Below are 23,014 nucleotides of genomic sequence, written 5' to 3' on the forward strand. Positions count from 1 at the left end.
GCCACCCGTCACGACCGTCCAGCTGAACCACACTGTCGTCCCCGGTGCGCGTGCGATACGTTTCCCGGCATGACCGATCTTGGAGCCGTCGCCTGGCCACCGGACCCGATCAGGACCGAGCGACTCGTGCTCCGGGTGTCCGAAGCCCGGGACCGCGCGGCGTTCGTCGAGCTGTTCGCCTCGCCGGAGGTGGGTACCTACCTCGGCGGCGCCCGACCGCGCGAGGAGCTCGAACGCGCGGTGCCGGACCTGCCCGGGCGGCGGCCCGGCATCTTCGTGATCGCCCTCGACGGAGCGATGATCGGCACGGTCACGCTGGATCGGCGCGACCCGGAGCGCCCGGGGCACCTCCACCCGGGCGCCGAAGAGGCCGAACTCGGCTACCTGCTCATGCCGGAGACCTGGGGGCGCGGGTACGCCGCCGAGGCGTGCGCGGCGGCACTCGACTGGTTCGCCGGCGCGCGCCCCGGCGAGCCGGTGGTGCTCTGCACCCAGACCGCCAACAGCCGCTCGATGAGCCTCGCGGCCAGGCTGGGGTTCGCCGAGGTCGAGCGGTTCGAGGAGTTCGGCGCCGAGCAGTGGTTCGGTGTGCGGTCCCTGGCCGCGTCGTCCGCCTGATTCCGCAGCAGGGTCACCCGGGCCGGCCGGTCACCGATGGTGGCCGGCCGGCCCGGGAAGTCTCACCTGGTGTACAGCGAACTGCCGTTGACGGTGCGGGTGGTGCCGTCGGCGAGGGTGATGCTGGCCATGTCGACGGAGCCGCCGCGCGACGTGGCGCCGGGCCACCAGGCGGTCCAGCGGCCGTCCGCCACGGTGACCTGGAAGGTCCGTCCGTTGGCCTGCATGCTGATCGCCTTGACGTTGGCCCCGACCGAGCCCTGCGCGTAGTTGAACGTCTCGTCCCCGTCACCGTGGGAGCCGCCCGTGTCGTACGTGACCGCGTCGGCCGGCACGGTCATCACCGGGTCGATCGCCTCCCAGAAACCGCTGTGCTCCGAGGCGACGTAGCAGAGCATGGCGTTGCCGCCACGGTTGACGATCAGTGAGGCGATCTTGCCCCGCAGGTCCGCGTTGGTGATCGTGGCGGGCGCCCCCGCGCCGGGGGCGTCGGTCATCCGGTCCAGGCACCACTTCTCGGCGGTGGCGCCCGGGCCCGTCGAAGCGGCCAGCGGCGTCGGCACGCCGGTCCAGCTGGCCAGTTCGGTGGAGCTCAGCGACCCGCTGGCGGCGCCACCGCCGGTCAGCCCGTACTGCGTCGAGGCCACGGCCACGGCCGCACCCACGACGAGCGCACCGGCGACGGTGACGGCCAGCCGCCGCCGAATGCGCGGCCTGGCGGGCGTGGTTGCCGGGGCCGGGGCGGCGGCCGGGGTGGGGGTGTCGAGGTCGATCTGTCGCATCAGGCGCTCCCGGTGTAGGGCGTGGCGTCCTGCGGGGAGGTCGCGCTCGGCCGGCACGGGCAGCTGCCCGAGCAGTTCCGCGCGCTCGACCGGCTCCGGCCGCTGTCCGGCGTTCACTGGTGTACCTCCTTCGGGGACGGGGCCGCATGCGCGGTCCCACCTTTGATCTGGTTCCGGCCACGAGCGGGTTCCACTTTTTCTCGCTGCGCCCGACGCTGCGCCGTCTCGGCGAGCCGGTGCAACCGGGTCCGGGCGCGGGACAGGCGTGAGCGCACGGTGCCCACCGGTACGCCCAGGGCCTCGGCGGCCTCCTGGTAGTCCAGGCCCGCCCACACGCACAGGGCCAGCACCTCACGGTCCGGGCGGCGCAACCGCGCCAACGCCACCTGCAGGACCGCGATTTGGGACGCGTCGTCGATCCGCCCGGCCAGCTCCTGGGCGAAGTCGGGGACCTCCTCACGCGGCGTCGGGAGCTGCGCCAGCACCTGCCAGTACCGCCGGGCGGCCCGGCGCTGGTTGCTGACCAGCTTGGTGGCGATGCCCAGCAGCCAGGGCCGCAGCGACCCGCCCTCCGCCTCGATCCGGTCGTGCCGGCGCCAGGCCTCCAGGAACGTCAACGACATCACGTCCTCCGCCGTCGACCAGTCCCCGGTCAGCCGGAACACGTGGTTGTACACCGCGCGCGCATGCGTGTCGAAGAGCAGGCCGAACGCGTCCCGGTCTCCGGCCCGCACCCGCGCGCGCACATCTCGATCTGAAGATTCCACGTCCTCTATCTGGTACCCCGTCCGCCCGAGTTCCTATGACCTGGGTCACATGTGACCGGACGGGCCCGGTGCCGACCGCAGGTCAGACGGGGTACCCGCCTCGCGCCGCCTTGCGTCGGCTCCTGTCGGCGCACGGTCGTACGGTGTGCGGATGACTCAGCATGTGATCACGCGACGTTCCTTGGCGGCCGTGGCCCTGGACGTCGAGCAGGCGGTGACCGAGTACGACAACGCCCGTGCCTGGCTGCTCCGCGCGGAGGCGGCGGACGCGACGGGCGTGGCGGACGTGGCGACGAGTGGGCCGCTGGCGGCGGAAGTCTGGGTGTTCGACCGGGAGTTGGAGCAGGTGCTGCTGGTCGAGCATCGTTGGCGCGGATGGGTCTGCCCCGGCGGGCAGGTCGAAGTCGACGAGACGCCTCGTGAGGCGGCGACCCGCGAACTGCTCGAAGAGGCCGGGGTCAGCGCGCAACTCCTCGCCGTACCGGCGGCCGTGACCGTTCGTTCGTACGGTCCCGGCCTGGCGGCGACCCTGGGGGTGTCCTTCGTCGCAGTCGTCGACCGGGCGACACCCCTGGCCCCCGAGCCCGGTCAGCCGGCGGCCTGGCTGCGCCTGGACGAGCAGTGGCAGGGGTACTTTCCTGAGGACCGGCTCAGGATGACGCGGCATGCCGCGTGGATCGCGGCCCGCCGGTCCTACTGACCCGCTCCACAGGCTCTGCCGGCCACTCCCGACGGGCGGAGTCCGACCGTGAGCGAGCCCCGGGTGCTGTGCATCGCGGCCCGGGCCCGGGCCGCGCCCCTGCGGGCAGCCGTCGCGCCGTTGCCGACTGCGGTCACCCGTCCGCCGAGGCCCGCGCAGGCCCGGCAGATGCCGCGCTGCGGCACCGGGTCGTGGCACCTGTCGCACTCGGCGTACCGGGCCGTCGGGCGCTGTGCCGCAGTGCGGGGCGGTGGCATCTTGCGCTCCAGGCGGCTGCGCAGCACGGCCACGGGGGAGTGCACCGTGGTCGGCAGGCCGTCCAGCAGGGCACGGGCCAACTCGCCTGCGGTGGCGCCACGTTCCAGCCAGTCGGTCACCAAGGGCGCCAGGCTCAGGGCCTCGCTCTCGCCCAGCCACAGTCGTGGCTCCGGCCGGACTGCCCGGAGGAGAGTGTCCGCCGCCACGCGTGCCGCTTCGTCGGGGACTTCGGCTGACCGTTCGTCGGCTCGCCGGTCGGGGAGGGAGGGTGCTTTCCCGTCGTCCTCTACCGAAGGAGCGTCTGTACGGCCGGTGTTCGGCCCACCGGTGCCCGGGTGGGCGACACCCGGTGGCGTCCACTGCGGGGTGTCGAAGACGTGGGCCTCCGAGCGGACGGTGCCGTTGGGGAGGCGGACGGTGTCGACCCGGTAGTACCCGGCCGCCGTGAGCTCCTTCAGCGCCCGGCGGACGGCACCCCGCCCCTGGGGGCTGGAGTCGGCCATCTGGCGACCGTCCTCACGCCGGCCGTCCGGCCGGGAGAGCAGGTCGACGAGCAGGCCACGGGCGGTGTAGCTGAGTCGGCGGTCCTGGAGGAGTGCGTTGGGCAGCACGGTGAAGTTGCGCGCGTGGGCGCTACGATGAACCCGCATCTGGAGGTTGTGCTCCTGTTGCCGGACCCCGGGGTGTTGGCGCACCGCCGGGGTCACCTGTTTATGTTTTGACCACGGAACGTAGCACGCCCCGCTGCTGGGGTGGCCAGTTCTCCGGAGACGGCCGGATCGTGGCCCAACTCGACCGTTCTCGCGATGAATTGACCACTGACCCCGGAAGTTCGTTCAGTGGGTGCGGCGCAGGTGGTAGGCGCGGGTGACCACGGCGAGCAGCGGCCCCCAGGCCAGGATCGGGAGGTAGCAGATCCACAGTGCCCAGGCGCCCGGTCCGCTGGTCGGCAGCACCTCGCCCTTGTCGTTCAGCCCCGGGACGAAGTGGAAGAAGTAGTTGAGCGTGCCGTACGCCGCCAGGGCGGTGGCGAGGAAGGCGCCCAACGAGGCAGGGACGACGACCGCGCGGACCGGCAGTGGGCGACCGCCGACGAACGGTACCCGGTCGGGGAGCCGCTCGCCCCACGGTCGGACCAGCCCGAGCGTGAGCAGCGCCAGGCACTCCGCGATCAGCGAGAGCGAGAGGACGTACGGCCGCTCCCACGGGAGCCACTCGTGCTCCCCGTACCAGTCGGGCCAGCCGACGACGAGCGCGATGCGCCACAGGCCCGACGGCAGCGCGCAGAGCGGGACGGCGTGCGCCGCCCATCTGATGCCGCGTGAGATGTGGGGCGCCGGCTCGGCGGTGGTCGTGGCGGGGCGGTCGAGCACGCTCATCGGGGGCTTCTTTCCGGGAAGGAGGGACCCCCCAATCCTCCGGCGGCCCCGGCCGCCCGGCCTCCGCCCCAGGACCTGGTCACCTCCCCCGCGCGAGGGAGGCCCCGGTCCGGCGTCCGTGCGGCTTCGACGTCTGCAAGCGCCGAGGACGTGAGTTCGACTGACGAACCTGGCAAGGAGTCGTGTCCGACCGCCCCGCTACGTCCTACTCCTCCGGTTCCCAGGCGCGGAGCAGGTCGAGCAGCCCTGCGTCTCCGTCAACTCGCAGGGAGTCGGCCGGGATACGGTCGTACAAGTAGATGACCAACTCACTGGCCGTGCCGTGGACGGAGGCGCCGGCTGGGTCCGAGTCCTCGCCGGTCGCGGCCGTGGGTGCGGGGATGCGGGTGGAGCGTGCGCCGTCGCCGTCGACCGTGACGCGCCAGGAGCGGCCCTCGGTGGCGTGGAAGTCGAAGGTCGTGGGCTTGTGCGGCCAGGCGCTGGGCGACGCGACGCAGGTGAACAGGAACTCCTCGACACCGTCGAGTGCCACCTCGGTCGGCAGCGGCTGCGTGGCGCCTGCGGCGAGCCGGGCGTCGTACGTGTGCACCGCGCTCTCCTGGACCCGGTGTCGGGCGACTCCGCCGGAGGTCCGCGGCGTCTGCAGGTCACTCCACCACGTCCAGCAGCCGGCGTCCGGTCCTGTCTCGCGCAGGGCGCTCAGCAGAAGCTGCGTCGACGCGGCCAGCCAGGCCAGCAGGGCCTCACGCTCCTGCGGCACCTCCAGAGCGGCGCGCGCAGCGGCGGCCTCGGCCGGGGGAGTGTCGGCAGGCCCCGCGCCGACGATGCCGGCCCAGAAGCGGTCTCCCCCACCCAGGTGCTTCGCCAGATCGAACAGCGTCCACTCGGGGCAGGTCGGCACGGGTGCGTCGAGACTGGGCGCGTCGGCGACCGCGGCGCGGAAGGCGGTCGACCGGTCGTCGATCAGGCGCAGCAGGTCAGGGAACTCAAGATTCTTTTCCACGCCGGATGTCTACCACCGTGATCCGGTGGTTGGACAGCAATTTTTTCACAGTCGCTGCCAGCTGGTGCTGAGCACTCCGGTGCGCGACACCCGCGCCCAGGTGGCGGAGCTGCCGGTCCTGACGGCGCGGGCGCACCAAGGCCCCGTCACCCTCTCGGCAAGGTGGCGGGGCCTCTTGGTCACGCGGTCAGAGCGAGCCGAAGTGCTCAGCGAAGGCCGTATCGAAGTACCCCGAGCCAGCGGCAGTGGCGAACGAGCTGAGAGCTTGTGGAGTGAAGTCCAGCACGGGGCCGTCCGGGTCCTTGGAGTCACGGACCTTGCCGTAGTTGTTCATGTCGAACTCAACGCACGAACCGTTATTGCCGCCGCTGTGACTGCTCTTGCGCCAGGCTGGCCGACGTCGTTTCTGGTGATCATCGTTGTGCATTGTGATGGTCCTCCGCCGCCGACCGGATCAGGGCTAGGGACGCCTCCGGCGACAGCGCGGCGGCCCGTACCAGATCGTAGGACCGTGAGCAGGCGGTAACCAACCGAGAATCATCAACCAGTTGTCCAGCGTGAGGGCCTTCGAGGTAGGCGAGTGGCGGGGCATCGGCGAAGGTCATCAGGCTGATCATGCCTTCCAGCAGGGCATGAGCCCCAGCAGCGAACTCCACAACCTGAACGATCACCTTCCGGGTCTCGATGAGATCCACGATATGCCGGAGTTGACCCGCCATCACGGCTCTGGTACCAACCACGCGGCGTAGTACGGCCTCGTCCAGGATGTACCACAACAAGCGCTCTGTTGGGTCGATCAGCTTCCCTGCTCGCTCCAGCCGCGCGGCTATCCGGGAGGCCAGATCCTCCTCAGAGAGCAGAGGTTGAGCACCAAGGAACACGGCAGCCGCGTAGTCCTCGGTCTGCATCGGACCCGGGACCAGCAAAGGTGCGTACTCGTTGATCGTCAAGGCCAGGAGTTCGTGTTCCGCTGCCTCTGAGAAGTAGTGAGCGAACCGCGAGTAACTGAGCATGTCGTGGAGCCGCTCAAGTTGACCACCGCTACTCAGTGAAGTTCCCCCTCTGAACTGGACAGCCTGATACTGGGACGGTTGGGTCCCGGAGGAAGCAGTCCAGGTAGTGAGTGGCAAGAGCAACATGAGTAAGCGGTACACGGCGGAGTTCAAGCGGGACGCGATCGCGCTCGTCCGGTCCTCGCCGCATCGGAACGTCACCGAGATCGCCCGGGAACTGGGGGTGAGTCCCGAGGGGCTGCGGGGCTGGGTCAAGCAGGACCGCACCGACCGGGGCGAGGGGGCGCCCGGTGCGCTGACCACGACGGAGAAGGAAGAGCTCCAGCGGCTGCGCCGGGAGAACCGGGAGCAACAGCAGACCATCGAGATCTTGAAAAAAGCCGCGGCCTTCTTCGCGAAGGAGACGATGAAGTAGGCACGTTGTGCCGTTTCATCGACGCGGAGAGGGCTGCCGAGGACAGACCCGGCGGCTTCAGCGTCGCGCTGTTGTGCCGGGTTCTGAGGCTGTCGCGTGCCAGCTACTACGCCTGGCTCGCCGGTCGGCCGGCCGCCGCCGAGCGGCAGCGGGCAGAGGACGAACTGGCCGAGGAGATAAGGGAGATCCACGCCGGCTCGCGCGGTGCCTACGGCGTCCCGCGCGTGCACGCGGCCCTGCGGCGCAAGGGCCGTGCGGTCAACCGGAAGAAGGTCGAGCGGATCATGCGTGAGCGTGACATCCGCGGCGTGACCCGTCGCAGACGCCGGTACCTGACGAAGCAGGACTCCAAGGCCGCCCCAGCTCCGGACCTGGTCGGCCGCGACTTCACGGCCGAGCGGCCCGGCATGAAACTCGTCGGCGACATCACGTATCTTCCGACGATCGAGGGCTGGTGGTATCTGGCGACGGTCATCGACCTGGCCACCCGCGAGGTCGTCGGCTACGCGATGGCCGACCACCACCGCGCCGAGCTGGTCACCGACGCCCTCAAGATGGCCGCCGTCCGGGGCGGCCTGAAGCCCGGCTGCATCATGCACACCGATCGCGGTAGCGAATACACGAGTAGTGAATTCCGCACGGAGGTAAGGGAGTTGAACCTGAGGCAGAGCATGGGACGAACCGGCATATGCTACGATAACGCCGCAGCCGAGAGCTTCTTCGGACTGCTCAAAGCGGAGATCGGCACCACCGTCTGGGAGAGCCGCGAGGCCGCCCGGGCCGACGTGTTCCGCTTCATCGAAGTCGAATACAACCGCACCAGGCTCCGCAAGCACCCCGAGTTCGGATACCTCACCCCGCTCGAGACCCGAGCCAGACTGCAGCACGACTTCACCCCCGCAGCGTAAGCAACCGCTGTCCAGGATCAGGGGGGAACTTCACAGTGCGGTGTCGAGGCGAACCGACAGGTCGAGCTGGGGGGCGCGGGTCGCGTTCTCCAACTGGCCGATGTACGCGCCCGAGACGTACACCAATTCGCCGAGAGCCTGTTGGGACAGCTTCGGGGCAACGGTCTCGCGCAGCCGGCGAAGCTCTGAGCCGTAGAAGTCCCTGGGGGATCGGCCCGGGTTGAGATCGTTTGGGCTGACCACCGTTGCCCCCTTTGAGCAGTCCTTTTGTTGGGTTGCCGCTGCTTCTCAGGGTAGCGCCGGACCGCGACGCTTGGACCACAGACAGCGGCGGTGGGCCAATGCAAGGCGCCGGAGAGGGACATGATGGATGCTCAGACCGAACAATTGAGCGGGATGCGCCCGCAGTATGTGGGACGCCTCCGATCGAACCCTGTTCCTGTGGTCGACGTCGTCCAGCCGTTCCCCAAACCGGCTGCACGTGAGAGTAGTTCGCCGCTGGACGACTACCGGCTGGCCCGCAGCACGGGGTACCCGATCCCCGGTGACTCCGGAATCCAGCGGGACGCGCAACGCGCCATCTGCGGCTGTCCCGATCCAGAGTGCAAGGGGCGCAAGGCATGAGCCGGCCGAGCTGCGTTCAAGTGGCGGCAGTCGGCCTGGTCGTTGCCGTCGGGGTCGGGCTGGCGTTCGCCGCTCAGACCATGATCGACCCGGGACAGACCGGAGTGCGCGGACTGGTCTGGTGGCTGGTCGCCGGAACGGTCTGTGCCGGTATCCCGTACGCCTACGACGGGGCAGGCCGGTGGGAACGGCGAAGACGGGCGACTGTCCGAGTTCGACGAATCCTCGCCAACCCGCCCTCGGGGCACGTCGATTCGTGAATCTGTTCGGCCCGCATGCCCGGATTCCTGATCGGCGCGTGCCCCGTGATCGGCGCTGGATTCTCGGCTGGTGCCGTCCCTGCGGCGCATGGCAAGACGTGACGTCGATCGGGTCGCTCAGTATGCGGCCGTGGATCACCGTCTGCCGCGTGCACTAGAGCCCGTACGAGGAACTGCACCTCCGGGCAGCGCAGTTGGGGCCGTGGTCCCAAGCCCGTTCCCGTGCCCACCAGGCGGCCATGCCCGCCCTTTCATCTCCCGTTCCGGCCGTGTGAGCGCCTGCCTATCAACCGTGCACTCACGGCTGCCCGGCGCTCGGCATAGACACGGCCGGGGCGGGCCCAACTCCACACCGGAGGGTGTTCCATGGAACCGCAGGATCGGGCTCGGCTCGACGCGTACTTCGACAAGATCGCAAAGACGTTCGTCCCGGAGCAGCGCCCCGCCGGACTGCTGGTAACGCACCTGTTGCCCGACCGGCCGAGCTTTGTTAGAGCGGTCGACAAGGTGACCGAGCTTCGTGCCGTGCTGCCCAAGCCCAAGAGCATCGACCTGGGTGCGCGCCGCGAGATCGAACAAGCGGTGGCTGTCGACGCGTTGTCGCGTGAGCTGTTCGCCGACCCGGTGGCAGCCGTGACGTATCTGGAGACCAGGGCCGCCGACGAAGACGTGGTGCTGTTGGACGTGGGTGGCTACTTCGCGCCCTCGCTCACGGAGATGTGTGACACCTTCTCGGGCCGCATCCTCGGCGTGGTCGAGGACACCGAGAACGGGCACAAGCGGTACGCGGAGATGCCCAAGCCGCCGTGTCCTGTCGTGTCCGTCGCCCGCTCGCCGCTCAAGGACCCCGAGGACTATTTGGTGGGGCAGTCGGTCGTGTTCTCCACCGAGGCCCTGTTGCGCGGCCGAGGGGACATCATGAACGGCCGCCCTGCCTTGGTGCTGGGCTTCGGCAAGCTCGGTTCGAGCATCGCCCGGCTGCTGCACGCGAAGGGCGTGCACGTCACGGTGTACGACATAGACCCGGTCCGGCAGGCACAGGCGTTCTCGCAGGGCTTCACCGTGGCGCAGGACCGTGACCGGGCGCTCACCATGGCGGGGGTGGTGCTGTGCGCAACCGGATCGTTGGCCCTGCGCGGTGAGGACTTCCCGAAGCTCCGGAACGGCGCGTTCGTGGCCTCGGTCACCAGCTCGGAGGACGAGTTGGAGTTGGACGGACTGCCCGACTACTACGGGCGCACCACGTCCGGGGAGAACATCACCCGGCACACGACCACGGGTCACTACTTCTACCTGCTCAATGGCGGAAACGCCGTCAACTTCCTGCACGGTGCGTCAGTTGGGCCGTTCATCTTCCTGGTACAGGCTGAGATCCTGGCGGGCGTGCGGTTGCTCGCGCGCGGTGACCTCGGCCCCGGGATGCACGAAGTCTCGGTCGACGACCGCGCGGCCATCGCCGCTACCTGGCTCCACTACTACAACAGGTGATCCCATGACCATCACGAGTGCAGAGATCCGCGAGACCATCGGCGGGTATCTCGACCGGTACCCCGACGAGAAGCCGGATCTGTCCGTGGTTCTCGCGCTGCTCGACCAGGGCACCGACGTGACCAGCCGGAAGGAGTTCCGGGGCCACGCGACCGCCGGGGCCGTGCTGGTCGACCCCGACGGGAAGGCGCTGTTCATTCGTCACGTGGCGCTCGATCGATGGCTGACCCCCGGCGGGCACCTTGAGCCCGAGGACCACAGCTTGGCTGCCGCCGCTCTCCGGGAGCTGACCGAGGAAACCGGCATCCCGGCCGAGCCGGTCGCTCTCGCCGACGCCGATCCCGTGCACATCGACGTGCACCCGATCCCGGCGAACCCGGGCAAGGGCGAACCCGACCACCAGCACTTCGACTTCCGGTTCGTCTTCCGCCTGATCGACGGCGGAGCGGTCACACTGCAAGAGGAAGAAGTGAGCGGGTACTCATGGGGCCCGCTGGACATGATCGCCGACGAGACGTTCCGATCCCGGGTGCGGGAGGCCCTGCGAGGGCGCAAGTAGGGTGAAAGTCGGGCTCGGGGACCGGTGATCCTGACGCCCCGAGCCCGAGTCGCCGGCCCCGGCCCCGGCGGTCGACAGTGGCGACGTGCCTGCCCTGACCGAGCCCCAGGCGTTGGCCGTCGTCGAGGCCCCGTCAGGACATCGTTCCGCAAGTAGCAGCACCACGGCCCCGGTCGGCGCTCGTCGGTGCTGTGACCGCGCCGGTTCAGCGGTTTCGGGCTTGCCCTAGGATCCCGTGGACATGGGGGGATCTGATCGTGGCCGCGACCCGCGTCGCTCTGGCCGGCGCGCTGTTCGGGCCGTTGTCGTGGCGTCGGCTGTGCTGGCTGTGCTTGCCGTACTGGCCGTTGTGCTCCTGGTGCTTCCGGGGCTGGTCGTCGACCGCGATCTCTCAGGTGCCCAACTCGCTGCGGCGGACCGTCTGAACGCGGTGAACAACGTGCGCACCACGTTCCTGCAAGCGGTCGGCGGCGTGGTCGTGCTGTTCGGCGCCTGTGCGACGTGGCGTCAGTTGCGCGTCAGCCAGGACGGGTTGAACGCCACCCGGGAGGGAAACGTCACCGATCGCTTCAGTCGCGCCGTGGATCAACTCGGCAGCGACAAGCTGGACGTGCGGATCGGGGGCCTCTACGCACTCTGGCGGATCGCGGATCACTCCGGCCACGACCGCGAGGCGGTCATCTCGATCATGGCGGCGTATCTTCGGACGCACCTTCCCTGGCCGCCGGAACAGCCGGGAGCTCCGGCGGCGGATGTGTCCATCAACGCGGTGCGCCCGCTCGAATCCCGCGCGGCGGACGCTCAGGTGGCGCTGACGGGCCTCGGCGTGCTGGGCCGGGAACGCCGTCCGGAGTGGCTCAACGTCAGTTTCACCGACCTGCGTCGGGCCGACTGTGACGGACTGTGGCTGAACGGGGTCAATCTCGATGGCGCCTGCCTGGAAGCGGCCAGCATCTACCAGGTCAACCTGACTGGGACGTCACTGATCGCGGCCAACCTGCGGCATGCCGAGCTCGGCACCTCGATTCTCCGCCGGGCCCGCTGCGTCGAAGCCGACCTGCGCGGCGCTCGTCTGGTCAAGGCCGACCTGGGGGAGGCGGACTTCTCGGGTGCGGACCTGCGGGAGGCGAACCTGCGCAAGGCCCACGCTCATGGTGCGGTATTCGTCCGAGCCGATTTGCGGTTGGCCGATTTGCGGGGATGCGACCTGAGCGCCGCCGACCTGCGGGAGGCGAAGCTGGAAGGCGCGCTGGCGAGCGATCGCACGACCTGGCCGACCGGTTTCGCAGTCGAGGGGACCGGCACGGTCGTCACGGACGACCCCGGTGCCGAACCGGACAACCTGCTGCCGGCCGCCGCGATCACGAGGGCTGCGCCGCCGCTGCGATCGGCCTGAGGCCCGTGCAGTCGCGCGTACCAGGGGCAGGGTTCCCGGCGGCCGCGCGGCGAGGACCTCCGGCGAGCGGCCGCCGGGAAATCCGGTAGGGATGTCAGGAGCGGTGGATAGCCTGCGCGGATGGGTGAACTGATCGACTACGTACGGGGGGACGCCACGGCCCCGCAGGGCAAGGGCGTCAAGGTGATCGCCCATGTCTGCAACGACCTGGGCGGCTGGGGCAAGGGCTTCGTGGTCGCGCTGTCCAAGCGCTGGCCGGAGCCCGAGGCGGCGTTCCGGCGGTGGCACCGCGAGCGGGCGGGCAACGACTTCGGTCTCGGGGCGGTGCAGTTGGTGCAGGTGGAGCGGTACGTGTGGGTGGCGAACCTGGTCGGTCAGCGGGGGATCAGGACGAGTCGGTCCCAGGGCGTCCCGGTCCGCTACGAGGCGATCGACGCCGCACTCGCCCGGCTGGCTCCCCGGGTGCGGGAGCTCGGGGCCTCCGTGCACATGCCCCGGATCGGCTGCGGCCTCGCGGGCGGGCGCTGGGACCGGGTGGAGCCGTTGGTGACGGCGCGGCTGACCGGGGCCGGTGTGCCGGTCACGGTGTACGACTTCGACTGAGCAGTGGTCCGGCGGCGGTGACCGGATCGGTCCGGATCGGGGCATGATGGTGTCTGTCGCGGGGGACCGGCAGGCAGCAGGATCGAGGCATGAACAGCGCACTCGTCGTCATCGACGTCCAGGAATCGTTCCGGCAGCGGGAGAACTGGGCCGCCGTGTCCAACCCCGACATCGTCGGGCAGGTGAACAGGCTGGTCGACGCCACCCGGGCGGCCGGGGACCTGGTGGTGTGGGTCCTGCACTCCGAGCCGGGCACCGGTACGGTCTTCGACCCGGCGCTGGGCCACGTCCGCCTGATCGAGGGGGTGCGGGCCCCGGCCGAGGGCGAACCGGTCGTCACCAAGACCTCCCACAACGCGTTCACCACCACGAACCTGCAGCAGCGGCTCACCGAGCGGGGCGTCCGGGAGGTGGTGATCAGCGGCATCCGGACCGAGCAGTGCTGCGAGACCACCGCCCGGGTCGCCTCCGACCTCGGGTACGACGTCACCTTCGTCACCGACGCGACCGCGACCCACCCCATCGAGCACCGGGACGCCCCGGCGGGCCGCAGCCTGGCCGAGATCCTGGCCGATCCGCGCACCCTGACCACCGATCAGATCATCACCCGCACCGAGTACGTCCTCGCGGGCCGGTTCGCCCGGGTGGCCACCGTGGACGAGCTGACCGGATCGTGACCCGGTGACCCAGGTGGTCTTCCTGCTCGTCCCGCAGTTGCATCTGCTGGACCTGGCCGGGCCTGCACAGGTCTTCTCGACCGCGGCGGACTTCGGCTACGACTACCGGGTCAGCTACGTGGCCGAGCAGGAGGACGTGCCGACCGCGCAGGGCCTGGATCTGCGGGCCGCCACCGACTGGCCGGAGCTGGGAGCCGAGGACCTGCTGGTGGTGCCCGGCTGGCGCGCGCCCTCGCTGCGCAGCAACGGTGCGCTGCACGACGACACGCTGGCCCGGCTGACGGCGCATCACGCGGCGGGCGGCACGGTGGCCAGCATCTGCGCGGGCGCGGACGCGCTGGGCCGGGCCGGGCTGCTGGACGGGCGGCGCTGCACCACCCACCACGAGGCGCAGGACGAGCTCGCCCGCTGCTACCCCCGGGCCACCGTGGTGCGGGACGTGCTCTACGTGGTGGACGACCGGGTGGTCAGCTCGGCCGGGATCGCCAGCGGCATCGACCTCGCGCTGCACCTGGTGGCCGTCCGGCACGGCCCGGCCGCCGCCGCCAAGGTGGCCCGGGACATGGTGGTCTACGCCCGCCGCAACGGCGACGAGCAGCAGACCAGCGCCCTGCTCCGGCACCGCACCCACCTCAGCGACGCCATCCACCGGGTGCAGGACCTGATCGACAACCGGTTCACCGACCGGCTCGCGCTCGCCGACCTGGCCGCCGCCTCCGGGGTCAGCGAACGGACCCTCACCCGCCGGTTCACCGAGGCCACCGGCCTCACCCCGCTGCGCTACCAGCAGGAGCTGCGGGTCGAGCGGGCCGAGCACCTGATCACCCGGGGCAGCACGGTCGAGGCCGCCGCCCGGGTGGTCGGCTTCCAGGACGCCCGGATGCTGCGCCGCCTGCGGTCGAGGGTCTGACGGGCGGTCGGGCCGCCGCCCGGAAACGCCCTGGCCGGGGCGCGTTCGGTGACGCCCGGTCAGATCCGGAAGATCGACCCCACGAACTCCGCCAGCAGCCGCTCCTGCAACGGTGCGGGCAGTGCGTCCAGCAGCACCAGCACCGGCGCCATCCGGGCCGGCAGCCCGCCCGTGCCGGTCAGCCCCGCGAAGGCCAGCACGGCGGCCACCTCCTCGGGCCCGAGGGTCGCCGGGTCCAGGGCGGCGGCCAGGTCGAGCACCCCGGGATCGACGGTGACCGGCGGCAGGGAGCGGGCGGCCTTCAGGGCCTCGCGCAGGTCGGCGAGCAGCGCGTCGACCCGGTCGACGGTGGCCGGGGTCAGGGTGAGGTGCAGGTTGGCGGGCAACTCGCCGTGGGAGAGCTGGGGTTGCAGGTACCAGCCGCGCTCGCGCAGCTCGTCGGCCAGGTGCAGCAGCAGGCTCAGCCCCGCCGGCAGGGTGAAGGAGACCAGTCCGGCGGACGGATCGCCGAGCACCTCGACGCCCTCGGTGTCGCGCAGTCCGGCCAGCAGCCGGTCGGAGGCGTCCGCCACCCCGGCGGCCAGGGCCGTGTAGCCGTCCTCGCCGACGTACTGCAGGACGGCCCAGGCCTGGGCCAGCAGCCCGGCCGACTTGGTGCCCTGGACGGTCGGGTTGACCACGGGGTAGCCGGGCCAGCCCGCGTGCGCGAAGTACTGGTGGCGGCGCAGCTCGGCGTCGCGGTAGAGCACCACCGAGGCACCCTTGTCGGCGTAGCCGTACTTGTGCAGGTCGACCGAGAGCGAGGTGACCCCGGGCACGGTCAGGTCGAAGGCGGGCACCGGGCGGCCGGCCCGGCGCAGGTACGGCAGCAGCCAGCCGCCGATGCAGGCGTCCACGTGGCAGAGCACGCCGCGCGCCGCCGAGGCGGCGGCGATCTCCGCGACGGGGTCGATCACGCCGTGCGGGTAGGACGGCGCGGAGGCGACGGTCAGCACGGTGCGGTCGGTGATCGCCGCCGCGAGGGCGTCGGTGTCGGCCCGGAAGGTGACCGGGTCGACCGGGACGAAGACCGTCTCCAGGCCCAGGTAGCCGGCCGCCTTGTGGAAGGCGGCGTGCGCGGTGGCGGGCAGCAGGAGCTGAGGACCGGTCACCCCACGGGTGGCCCGGGCGTGGTCGCGGGCGGTCTTCACGGCGAGCAGGATGCTCTCGGTGCCGCCACTGGTGAAGGTGCCCTGGGTGCCCGGTGCACCGAGCAGCGCGGCCGCCGCGCCGACCAGGTCGTTCTCCAGCCGGGCGACGCTCGGGAAGACGGTCATGTCCAGGCCGTTGACGGTGGCGAACTCGGCGTACGCGGCGGCGGCCAGCTCGTCCAGGCCCGGCAGCGCGGGGTCGTAGACGTAGGCGAAGGTGCGGCCGCCCCGGGTCGGGGCGTCGGCGCCGCGCAGGGCGCGCAGGTCGGCCAGCACCTCGGCGGCGGGGCGGGCGGGGTCAGGGGACACGGCGGGTCTCCTCCTCGTCGAGGGAGTAGCGGTGCAGCAGCCAGAGGCTCAGCGCGGTCAGGACGGCGGGCAGCAGGCTCATGCCGACGGTGATGCCGGTGAGCGCGGAGCCGGGCTGTGCCACCCGGTGACCGGCGTCCGAGGAGCGGAAGCCGCTGACCGCCAGCACCGCGGCGAAGGTGCCCGCACCCAGGGCGAAGCCGAGCGTCTCCGCGGCGGTCCACAGGCCGGTGAAGGTGCCCGCCCTGGTCCGGCCGGTCCGGCGGTGGTCGCCGGCCAGGGTGTCGGCGAGCATGGTCAGCGGCAGCAACTGGAGCCCCGCGTAGGCGATGCCGACCAGGGCGACGGCGGTGTACCCGAGCCAGTGGCCCGCCGGCGGGGTCAGCGCGAGCGCGAGGGCCGCCAGCAGGAACAGCGAACTGGCGCACCACTGCGCGTACTTGACGCCCCGGCGGGCCGCCAGGCGGTTCCACAGCGGCATCACCAGCACCAGCGGGCCGATCATGCAGGCGAACAGCGGGGTGACGGCCGCCGCCGACCCCAGGGTGTAGGTGGCGAAGTACTGCACGCCCGCCAGCATCACGCCGACCGCCAGGGCCTGGAGGGTCCACATCCCGGCCAGGTTCAGGAACGCCGGGTTGTCCCGGGCGGTCGCCAACTGGGCCCGCAGGGACGGCTCGGAGTCGTTGCGGGCGACCACCGGGGCGTGCCGGGTGAAGTGCCAGGCGCCGAACATCCCGACCGCGAGCAGGACGGCCACCGCCAGACCCATCAGCCGGTAGCTCGCCGGGGTGTCGCCGTCGGCGTGCGCGATCGCCGGGGCCAGCGCGCCGGAGAGCAGGATCGCCACCCCGAGGAAGCCGACCCGCCAGCCGAGCACCCGGGCCCGCTCGCCCTGATCCGCCGTCATCTCGGCGGGCAGCGCGACGTACGGCACCTGGAAGACCGCGTAGGCGGTGGCCGCCAGCAGGAACAGCACCGCGACGTAGGCGGCTGCCGCCGCGCCGCGCAGCGGCGGTGCGGCGAAGATCAGCGCGAACAGCGGCGGCAGCGTGCAGGCGCCGATCAGCAGGAACGGACGGCGCGGGCCGCCGGGCAGCCGGCTGCGGTCGGAGAGCGCACCGACCAGCGGATTGACCAGCACGTCCCAGACCTTGGGCAGGAAGACGGCGGCCCCGGCCACGGCGGCCGGCACCGCCAGCACATCGGTCAGGTAGTAGAGCAGGATCAGCCCGGGGACGGTGCCGAAGGTGCCGGTGCCGAGCGAGCCGAGACCGTAGCCGATCCGGACGCTGCGGGGCAGCCCGCCGCTCATCCGGTGCCGCCGGTCGGGGTGAGCGCGCGCAGCCGGGCCGGTCGCTCGCCGAGCGCCACCGGTGGTTCGCCCCAGCGGAGTTGGACGTCCGCGCGGCGGGTCCGGGCGGCCGGGTCGCCGCCGGTGGGCCGGAACGAGTGGAACGACACGGGCATGGGGGTGTCCTCGGAAAGGTGACAGCGGGGCGTCGGCGTCCGGTCGAACCGGACTACGGACAGGCCACCTTGGCGGCGAGGACGCGGGGCATACGGCAGATCATGGTGGACGCCACCGCCGCTGACAAGCCCCGGGAACGCCGCCGGCCGCCCGGGTTCTCCCGGGCGGCCGGCGGCAGGTGGCGGAGGGTCAGCCGTCCAGGCGGTTCACGCCGGTGACCCGGAGGACGGCGCGGCCCTCCTCGTCGGAGCCGTACAGGTCGACCTCGGCGCTGATGCCCCAGTCCTGGTCGCCGGCCGGGTCCTCGAAGATCTGCCGGACCCGCCAGGAGCCCTCCTCCGGGTCCTCCTCGATCAGCAGCATCTTGGGACCGCGCGCGTTCGGGCCGGTGCCGAGGTCGTCGTGCTCCTCCCAGTACTCGTCCATCGCGTCCGCCCAGCGGTCCCGGTCCCAGCCGTACTCGCCGTCCAACTCGCCCAGCGTGCCGTACTGTTCGAGCGCGCAGAGCTCGACCCGGCGGAACATCTCGTTGCGCACCAGGACCCGGAAGGCGCGGGCGTTGGCGGTGACCGGGGCGGGCTTGTCGTCCAGCCGGACCTCGGTGGTCGCCGGGGAGGTGGGGTTGGCCAGCTGCTCCCACTCGTCCAGCAGGCTGGAGTCGACCTGGCGGACCAGCTCGCCGAGCCAGGCGATGACGTCCTTGAGGTCGTCGGTCTTCAGGTCGTCCGGGACGGTCTGCTCCAGCGCCTTGAAGGCGCCGGCCAGGTAGCGCAGCACGATGCCCTCGGTGCGGGCCAGGTCGTAGTGGCCGACGTAGTCCGAGAAGGTCATCGCCCGTTCGTACAGGTCGCGGACCACGGACTTGGGCGCCAGGTGGTGGTCGCCGATCCACGGGTGGGCCTGGCGGTAGACCTCGTAGGCGTGGCCGAGCAGCTCCTCGAGCGGCTTGGGGTAGGTGATGTCCTGGAGCCGCTCCATCCGCTCCTCGTACTCGATGCCGTCCCGCTTCATCTCGCCGATCGCCTCGCCGCGCGCCTTGTTCTGCTGCGAGGCGAGGATCTGGCGCGGGTCGTCGAGGGTGGCCTCGACCACCGAGACGATGTCCATCGCGTAGGAGGGCGACTCCTGGTCGATCAGCTCGAAGGCGGCCAGCGCGAAGGTGGAGAGCGGCTGGTTGAGCGCGAAGTTCTCCTGCAGGTCGACGGTGAGGCGGACGATCCGGCCCTCGGCGTCCGGCTCCGGCAGGCGCTCGACCACGCCGCCCGCGAGCAGCGAGCGGTAGATGGCGATCGCACTGCGGATGTGCCGGCGCTGGGCCGAGCGCTCCTCGTGGTTGTCGGTCAGCAGGTGGCGCATCGCCTCGAAGGCGTTGCCCGGGCGGCCGATGACGGAGAGCAGCATGGCGTGGCTGACCTTGAACCGGGAGACCAGCGGCTCCGGGTCGGCGCCGATCAGACGCTCGAAGGTCTCCTCGGACCAGCTGACGAAGCCCTCGGGGGCCTTCTTCCGGACCACCTTGCGCTTCTTCTTCGGGTCGTCGCCGGCCTTGGCGACCATCTTGTCGTTCTCGATCACGTGCTCGGGCGCCTGGGCGACCACCTGGCCGACGGTGTCGAAGCCGGCCCGCCCGGCCCGGCCGGCGATCTGGTGGAACTCCCGGGCGCGCAGCACCCGGACCCGCTGGCCGTCGTACTTGGAGAGCGCGGTGAACAGCACGGTGCGGATCGGCACGTTGACGCCGACGCCGAGGGTGTCGGTGCCGCAGATGACCTTGAGCAGCCCGGCCTGGGCGAGGCGCTCGACCAGTCGGCGGTACTTGGGCAGCATGCCCGCGTGGTGCACGCCGATGCCGTGCCGGACGTAGCGGGAGAGGTTGCGGCCGAACTTGGTGGTGAACCGGAAGCCGCCGATCAGGTCGGCGATGGCGTCCTTCTCCGCCTTGGTGCACATGTTGATGCTCATCAGCGACTGGGCGCGCTCGACGGCTTCCTTCTGGGTGAAGTGCACCACGTAGACCGGGGCCTGACCGGTCTTCAGCAGCTCCTCCAGGGTGTCGTGCAGGTTGGTGCGGCGGTACTCGTAGAACAGCGGCACCGGGCGGGTGACCGAGCGGACCACGGTGGTCGGGCGGCCGGTGCGGCGGGTCAGGTCCTCCTCGAACCGGCGGACGTCGCCGAGCGTGGCGGACATCAGCAGGAACTGCACGTGCGGGAGCTCCAGGATCGGGATCTGCCAGGCCCAGCCGCGGTCCGGCTCGGCGTAGAAGTGGAACTCGTCCATCACGACCTGGCCGACGTCGGCCCGGGCGCCGTCGCGGAGCGCGATGTTGGCGAGCACCTCGGCGGTGCAGCAGATGATCGGCGCGGTCGGGTTGACGCTGGCGTCACCCGTCATCATGCCGACCTGCTCGGTGCCGAACATCTTCACCAGGTCGAAGAACTTCTCCGAGACCAGGGCCTTGATCGGCGCGGTGTAGAAGGTGCGCTTGCCCTCGGCCAGCGCGGCGAAGTGCGCACCCGCCGCGACCAGGCTCTTCCCCGACCCGGTGGGGGTGGCGAGGATGACGTTGTTGCCCGAGACCAACTCGATCAGCGCCTCCTCCTGGGCGGGATAGAGCGTGATGCCACGGTCCTGCGCCCACTCGGCGAAGGTCTCGTACAGGGCGTCGGGGGTAGCGGGCTTCGGCATCAGGTCCAGGAGGGTCACCGGGCCATCTTGCCTGGTTGGGAACGTCACGGGCAAAGCTCGGGCGCGCACGGCCGGGCCGCGCCGCCGCCCACCCGCGCGGGTGACTTCGCAGGGTGCCCGGCATATCACCCTGGGTAGCGGGGAAACTGCCGTGGACCGCCCACGAACGAGTTGGGCGGACGACGGAAGGACATCCATGCGCAAGCGACTCCTGGGGGTGGGTCTGGCCGCGGCCGGCCTCGCCGCCCTGCTGGCCGGCCCGGCCCACGCCGACGACACCACCAGCGTCTCGGTGACCGGCTCCCCGGGCGGGGTGGAGGCCCACTGTCCGGAGGGCACGCACCTCACCGACTGGAAGGTCACCAACGGCGACGGCAGCCCGCTCGGCCCGGACCAGCGGGTCCGCTGGACCGACGCCGGCAACGAGGGCGTCGGTGCCTGGATCGCTCCGTACGAGGGCTCCCCGCCGCCGCCGGAGTCCATCACCCTGACGGTCTTCTGCACCTGCTGACGGTCCCTCGGGCCGGGCGGGCGGAGCCGGTGACCGGTGGCTCCGCCCGCGCAGTGGTGTGGTCAGCCCAGGGTCCACCGCTGGGCGGCGCTGCCGTTGCAGGTCCACTGCTGGAGCCGGGTGCCGTCGGCGGCGGAGCCGTTCGGGGAGTCCAGGCACTTGCCGGAGCCGGGGTTCAGGAAGTCGTGGCCGGAGCGGTACGTCCACTGCTGGGCGCCGGTGCCGTTGCAGGTGTAGAGCTGGATGACGGCGCCGTCGTTGTGCGAGGCGCCGTCCACGTCCAGGCACTTGCCGAGGGCCCGGACGGTGCCGTCGGTCCCGACCGTCCACTGCTGGGCCGCGCCGCCGGTGCAGTTGTGCAACTGGATCGGGGTGCGGTCGGCGCCGGAGGCGCCGGCCACGTCGACGCACATGCCGCCCGGGCCGGTGATCCGGCCGGTGTACGGCAGGCCGGAGCTGCCGCCCCAGGTGGTGGTGTGCACGTAGTCGACGGTCATGGTCTGCGGGTAGGTCGACGAACCGTCGGGGCTGCCCGGCCAGTCGCCGCCGACCGCCAGGTTGAGGATGACGAAGAACGGGTGGTCGAACACCCAGCGGTTGCCGCCCAGGTCGGCCGGCGTCCGGGTCTGGTAGGCGTGGCCGTCCACCGACCAGGTGATCGCGGAGGGGCTCCAGTCCACCGCGAAGGTGTGGAAGGCGTCCGCGAAGGACTGCCCCGCCGGCAGGCTGTACGGGGCGCCGATGCCGCCCGCCCCCGAGTAGCCGGGGCCGTGGATGGTGCCGTGCACGGTGCCCGGCTCGCGGCCGATGTTCTCCATCACGTCGATCTCGCCGCTGGTGGGCCAGCCCGCCGTGCCGAGGTCGTTGCCGAGCATCCAGAAGGCGGGCCAGATGCCCTGGCCGCGCGGGATCTTGATGCGGGACTCGAAGTGCCCGTACGCCTGGGTGAAGGTGCGGGCGGTGTTCAGCCGGGCCGAGGTGTACTGGCAGGTGCCGTACCAGCAGGCCAGGCCGCCGTCGGTGTTGCGCCTGGCGGTGATGACCAGGTTGCCCTGGCCGTCCAGCGCGGCGTTCTGCGCCCCCGGCGTGTAGTACTGGAGCTCATGGTTGCCGTTGCCCGAACCACCGGTCTCCATTGTCCACTTGGTGGGGTCGACGGCCGAGCCGGCCGGTCCGTCGAAGTCGTCGTTCCAGCTCTGCGCGGCGACCGGGGCGGTGCCGTCGGGCGCGCTGGCGGCGCCGGGGGCGGCCGGCGCGAGCAGGGCGGCCGCCAGCAGGCCGGCGCCGAGCAGTGAGAGCAGTCCGCCGAGGGGTCGGCGGCGTGGGCGGGGTGCAGCAGGCATGGGGGAACCACCCTTGACTGTGGGGGAGGAAGGGGGAGGACCGTGCTGAGAGCGCTCTCCGGGAAATCCTACGGACGCCGTTCAAGTCATGGCAACGTCAATGCGCGGACTTCTTCCGCCGGACGGGAAAAGGAGCCTGACGGAGCCTCAGCGGCAGCGGCCGCGTTCGGATGGTGAAGGCAGTCGGGAGCGCTCCCCGTCCGGGGAGAGAAGTTCCGCTTCCCGGCGCGTGACGCGGGCCGGCGGGGGGCATTACTCCTAGTCTCACGGTCACACCGCTGCTGCGAGGGAGTCCGTCATGAGTCGTGTCGTACGTGCCGCCCTGTTCCAGACCGCGTGGACGGGGGACGAGGAGACAATGATCGCGGCCCACGAGCGGGCGGCGCGGGACGCCGCCGCGCAGGGCGCGCAGATCATCGGGTTCCAGGAGGTCTTCAACGCCCCGTACTTCTGCCAGGTCCAGGAGCCCGAGCACTACCGCTGGGCCGAGCCGGTGCCGGACGGGCCGACCGTGCGGCGGATGCAGGCGCTGGCCAAGGAGCTTGGCCTGGTGGTCGTGGTGCCGGTGTACGAGGTCGAGCAGTCGGGCTTCTACTACAACACCGCCGCGGTGATCGACGCGGACGGCTCCTACCTCGGCAAGTACCGCAAGCACCACATCCCGCAGGTGAAGGGCTTCTGGGAGAAGTACTACTTCAAGCCCGGCAACCTCGGCTGGCCGGTGTTCGACACCGCGGTCGGCAAGGTCGGCGTGTACATCTGCTACGACCGGCACTTCCCCGAGGGCTGGCGCGCGCTCGGCCTGGCCGGGGCCGAGATCGTCTACAACCCCTCGGCCACCAGCCGGGGCCTGTCCGCCTACCTCTGGCAGCTGGAGCAGCCGGCCGCCGCGGTGGCCAACGAGTACTACATCGCCGCGATCAACCGGGTCGGGGTGGAGGAGTACGGCGACAACGACTTCTACGGCACCTCCTACTTCGTCGACCCGCGCGGCCAGTTCGTCGGCGAGGTCGCCTCGGACAAGGACGAGGAGCTGGTGGTCCGCGACCTGGACCTGGACCTGATCGAGGAGGTCAGGCAGCAGTGGGCGTTCTACCGGGACCGGCGCCCGGACGCCTACGGCCCGCTGACGGAAGCCTGAG

25 protein-coding genes are annotated in these 23,014 nt (G+C 71.1%); 12 read left to right on the forward strand and 13 right to left on the reverse strand.

Annotation, left to right across the window (positions count from 1 at the left end; translation table 11 throughout):
• The first annotated feature begins 69 nt into the window (after positions 1–69).
• Positions 70–618 (forward strand): GNAT family N-acetyltransferase, encoded by a 549-nt coding sequence (locus OHV05_RS32255; RefSeq protein ID WP_405020848.1) that lies wholly within the window; start codon positions 70–72, stop codon positions 616–618.
• Between the two features lie 62 nt (positions 619–680).
• On the opposite strand, the gene OHV05_RS32260 is transcribed toward OHV05_RS32255, so the two are convergent.
• The gene (locus OHV05_RS32260) at positions 681–1,517 is read right to left on the reverse strand and encodes a hypothetical protein (RefSeq protein WP_405020849.1); all 837 of its coding nucleotides are present in this window, start codon (positions 1,515–1,517) and stop codon (positions 681–683) included.
• The gene (locus OHV05_RS32265) at positions 1,514–2,146 is read right to left on the reverse strand and encodes an RNA polymerase sigma factor (protein WP_405020850.1); all 633 of its coding nucleotides are present in this window, start codon (positions 2,144–2,146) and stop codon (positions 1,514–1,516) included. The genes OHV05_RS32260 and OHV05_RS32265 overlap by 4 nt, the downstream gene beginning before the upstream one ends.
• Before the next feature lie 172 nt (positions 2,147–2,318).
• On the opposite strand from OHV05_RS32265, the gene OHV05_RS32270 reads away from it, so the two are divergent.
• Positions 2,319–2,867 (forward strand): NUDIX domain-containing protein, encoded by a 549-nt coding sequence (locus OHV05_RS32270; protein WP_405020851.1) that lies wholly within the window; start codon positions 2,319–2,321, stop codon positions 2,865–2,867.
• Here OHV05_RS32270 and OHV05_RS32275 read toward each other — a convergent pair.
• The 5 genes from OHV05_RS32275 to OHV05_RS32295 all read right to left on the reverse strand — a co-directional run bounded on the left by OHV05_RS32275 (position 2,861) and on the right by OHV05_RS32295 (position 6,646).
• Complete coding sequence (locus OHV05_RS32275) at positions 2,861–3,775, reverse strand: hypothetical protein (protein WP_405020852.1); 915 nt, start codon at positions 3,773–3,775, stop codon at positions 2,861–2,863. The two genes, OHV05_RS32270 and OHV05_RS32275, sit on opposite strands and share 7 nt — an antisense overlap.
• Positions 3,776–3,961: 186 nt before the next feature.
• Entirely contained in the window at positions 3,962–4,504 is a 543-nt protein-coding gene (locus OHV05_RS32280) for a hypothetical protein (protein ID WP_405020853.1), read from the reverse strand.
• Between the two features lie 205 nt (positions 4,505–4,709).
• Positions 4,710–5,507, reverse strand: coding sequence for a maleylpyruvate isomerase family mycothiol-dependent enzyme (locus OHV05_RS32285; RefSeq protein WP_405020854.1), 798 nt, complete (start codon positions 5,505–5,507; stop codon positions 4,710–4,712).
• Between the two features lie 187 nt (positions 5,508–5,694).
• Entirely contained in the window at positions 5,695–5,934 is a 240-nt protein-coding gene (locus OHV05_RS32290) for a DUF397 domain-containing protein (protein WP_405020855.1), read from the reverse strand.
• A complete protein-coding gene (locus tag OHV05_RS32295; protein WP_405020856.1) occupies positions 5,921–6,646 on the reverse strand; it encodes a DUF5753 domain-containing protein in 726 nt (241 codons plus the stop codon). Before OHV05_RS32295 ends, OHV05_RS32290 begins: the two co-directional genes overlap by 14 nt.
• Between OHV05_RS32295 and OHV05_RS32300 the strand changes: the two genes are divergently transcribed.
• Positions 6,645–6,935 carry a transposase gene (locus OHV05_RS32300; protein WP_331731019.1) on the forward strand — a complete coding sequence of 97 codons (291 nt, stop codon included), beginning with the start codon at positions 6,645–6,647 and terminating at the stop codon, positions 6,933–6,935. The two genes, OHV05_RS32295 and OHV05_RS32300, sit on opposite strands and share 2 nt — an antisense overlap.
• A 5-nt stretch (positions 6,936–6,940) precedes the next feature.
• Positions 6,941–7,843 carry an IS3 family transposase gene (locus OHV05_RS32305; RefSeq protein WP_331731017.1) on the forward strand — a complete coding sequence of 301 codons (903 nt, stop codon included), beginning with the start codon at positions 6,941–6,943 and terminating at the stop codon, positions 7,841–7,843.
• 30 nt (positions 7,844–7,873) lie between these two features.
• On the opposite strand, the gene OHV05_RS32310 is transcribed toward OHV05_RS32305, so the two are convergent.
• Entirely contained in the window at positions 7,874–8,086 is a 213-nt protein-coding gene (locus OHV05_RS32310) for a helix-turn-helix domain-containing protein (RefSeq protein ID WP_405020857.1), read from the reverse strand.
• A 1,007-nt stretch (positions 8,087–9,093) separates the two neighbouring features.
• On the opposite strand from OHV05_RS32310, the gene OHV05_RS32315 reads away from it, so the two are divergent.
• The 6 genes from OHV05_RS32315 (at position 9,094) to OHV05_RS32340 (ending at position 14,360) form a co-directional block, all read left to right on the forward strand.
• Positions 9,094–10,215, forward strand: a complete 1,122-nt coding sequence (locus OHV05_RS32315; protein WP_405020858.1) for an adenosylhomocysteinase — start codon at positions 9,094–9,096, stop codon at positions 10,213–10,215.
• 4 nt (positions 10,216–10,219) lie between these two features.
• Entirely contained in the window at positions 10,220–10,774 is a 555-nt protein-coding gene (locus tag OHV05_RS32320; protein ID WP_405020859.1) for an NUDIX hydrolase, read from the forward strand.
• 319 nt (positions 10,775–11,093) lie between these two features.
• Positions 11,094–12,170, forward strand: coding sequence for a pentapeptide repeat-containing protein (locus OHV05_RS32325; protein ID WP_405020860.1), 1,077 nt, complete (start codon positions 11,094–11,096; stop codon positions 12,168–12,170).
• Positions 12,171–12,290: 120 nt separating this feature from the next.
• Positions 12,291–12,773, forward strand: coding sequence for a macro domain-containing protein (locus OHV05_RS32330; RefSeq protein ID WP_405020861.1), 483 nt, complete (start codon positions 12,291–12,293; stop codon positions 12,771–12,773).
• An 89-nt stretch (positions 12,774–12,862) separates the two neighbouring features.
• Entirely contained in the window at positions 12,863–13,450 is a 588-nt protein-coding gene (locus tag OHV05_RS32335) for a cysteine hydrolase family protein (protein ID WP_405020862.1), read from the forward strand.
• Positions 13,451–13,454: 4 nt separating this feature from the next.
• Positions 13,455–14,360: a GlxA family transcriptional regulator gene (locus tag OHV05_RS32340; RefSeq protein ID WP_403043134.1), complete on the forward strand. Its 906-nt coding sequence runs from the start codon at positions 13,455–13,457 to the stop codon at positions 14,358–14,360.
• A 59-nt stretch (positions 14,361–14,419) separates the two neighbouring features.
• Here OHV05_RS32340 and OHV05_RS32345 read toward each other — a convergent pair whose 3' ends face one another.
• From OHV05_RS32345 to OHV05_RS32360, 4 genes are all read right to left on the reverse strand, one after another.
• The gene (locus OHV05_RS32345; protein WP_405020863.1) at positions 14,420–15,859 is read right to left on the reverse strand and encodes a pyridoxal phosphate-dependent decarboxylase family protein; all 1,440 of its coding nucleotides are present in this window, start codon (positions 15,857–15,859) and stop codon (positions 14,420–14,422) included.
• On the reverse strand, positions 15,849–17,174 hold the full coding sequence (locus OHV05_RS32350; RefSeq protein ID WP_405020864.1) for an MFS transporter: 1,326 nt from the start codon (positions 17,172–17,174) through the stop codon (positions 15,849–15,851). Before OHV05_RS32350 ends, OHV05_RS32345 begins: the two co-directional genes overlap by 11 nt.
• Positions 17,171–17,329, reverse strand: coding sequence for a hypothetical protein (locus OHV05_RS32355; protein WP_405020865.1), 159 nt, complete (start codon positions 17,327–17,329; stop codon positions 17,171–17,173). Before OHV05_RS32355 ends, OHV05_RS32350 begins: the two co-directional genes overlap by 4 nt.
• Positions 17,330–17,519: 190 nt before the next feature.
• The gene (locus OHV05_RS32360) at positions 17,520–20,018 is read right to left on the reverse strand and encodes a DEAD/DEAH box helicase (RefSeq protein ID WP_405021593.1); all 2,499 of its coding nucleotides are present in this window, start codon (positions 20,016–20,018) and stop codon (positions 17,520–17,522) included.
• A gap of 196 nt (positions 20,019–20,214) precedes the next feature.
• Here OHV05_RS32360 and OHV05_RS32365 point away from each other — a divergent pair, with 196 nt between their 5' ends.
• Entirely contained in the window at positions 20,215–20,529 is a 315-nt protein-coding gene (locus tag OHV05_RS32365) for a hypothetical protein (RefSeq protein ID WP_405020866.1), read from the forward strand.
• 62 nt (positions 20,530–20,591) lie between these two features.
• Here the strand turns inward: OHV05_RS32365 and OHV05_RS32370 are convergent, their stop codons facing one another.
• On the reverse strand, positions 20,592–21,872 hold the full coding sequence (locus OHV05_RS32370) for a ricin-type beta-trefoil lectin domain protein (protein WP_405020867.1): 1,281 nt from the start codon (positions 21,870–21,872) through the stop codon (positions 20,592–20,594).
• A 298-nt stretch (positions 21,873–22,170) separates the two neighbouring features.
• Here OHV05_RS32370 and OHV05_RS32375 point away from each other — a divergent pair, with 298 nt between their 5' ends.
• Positions 22,171–23,013, forward strand: a complete 843-nt coding sequence (locus OHV05_RS32375) for a nitrilase-related carbon-nitrogen hydrolase (RefSeq protein ID WP_405020868.1) — start codon at positions 22,171–22,173, stop codon at positions 23,011–23,013.
• Position 23,014: the final 1 nt, after the last annotated feature.

The organism is Kitasatospora sp. NBC_00070 (genome assembly GCF_045041205.1).
GTDB lineage: Bacteria > Actinomycetota > Actinomycetes > Streptomycetales > Streptomycetaceae > Kitasatospora.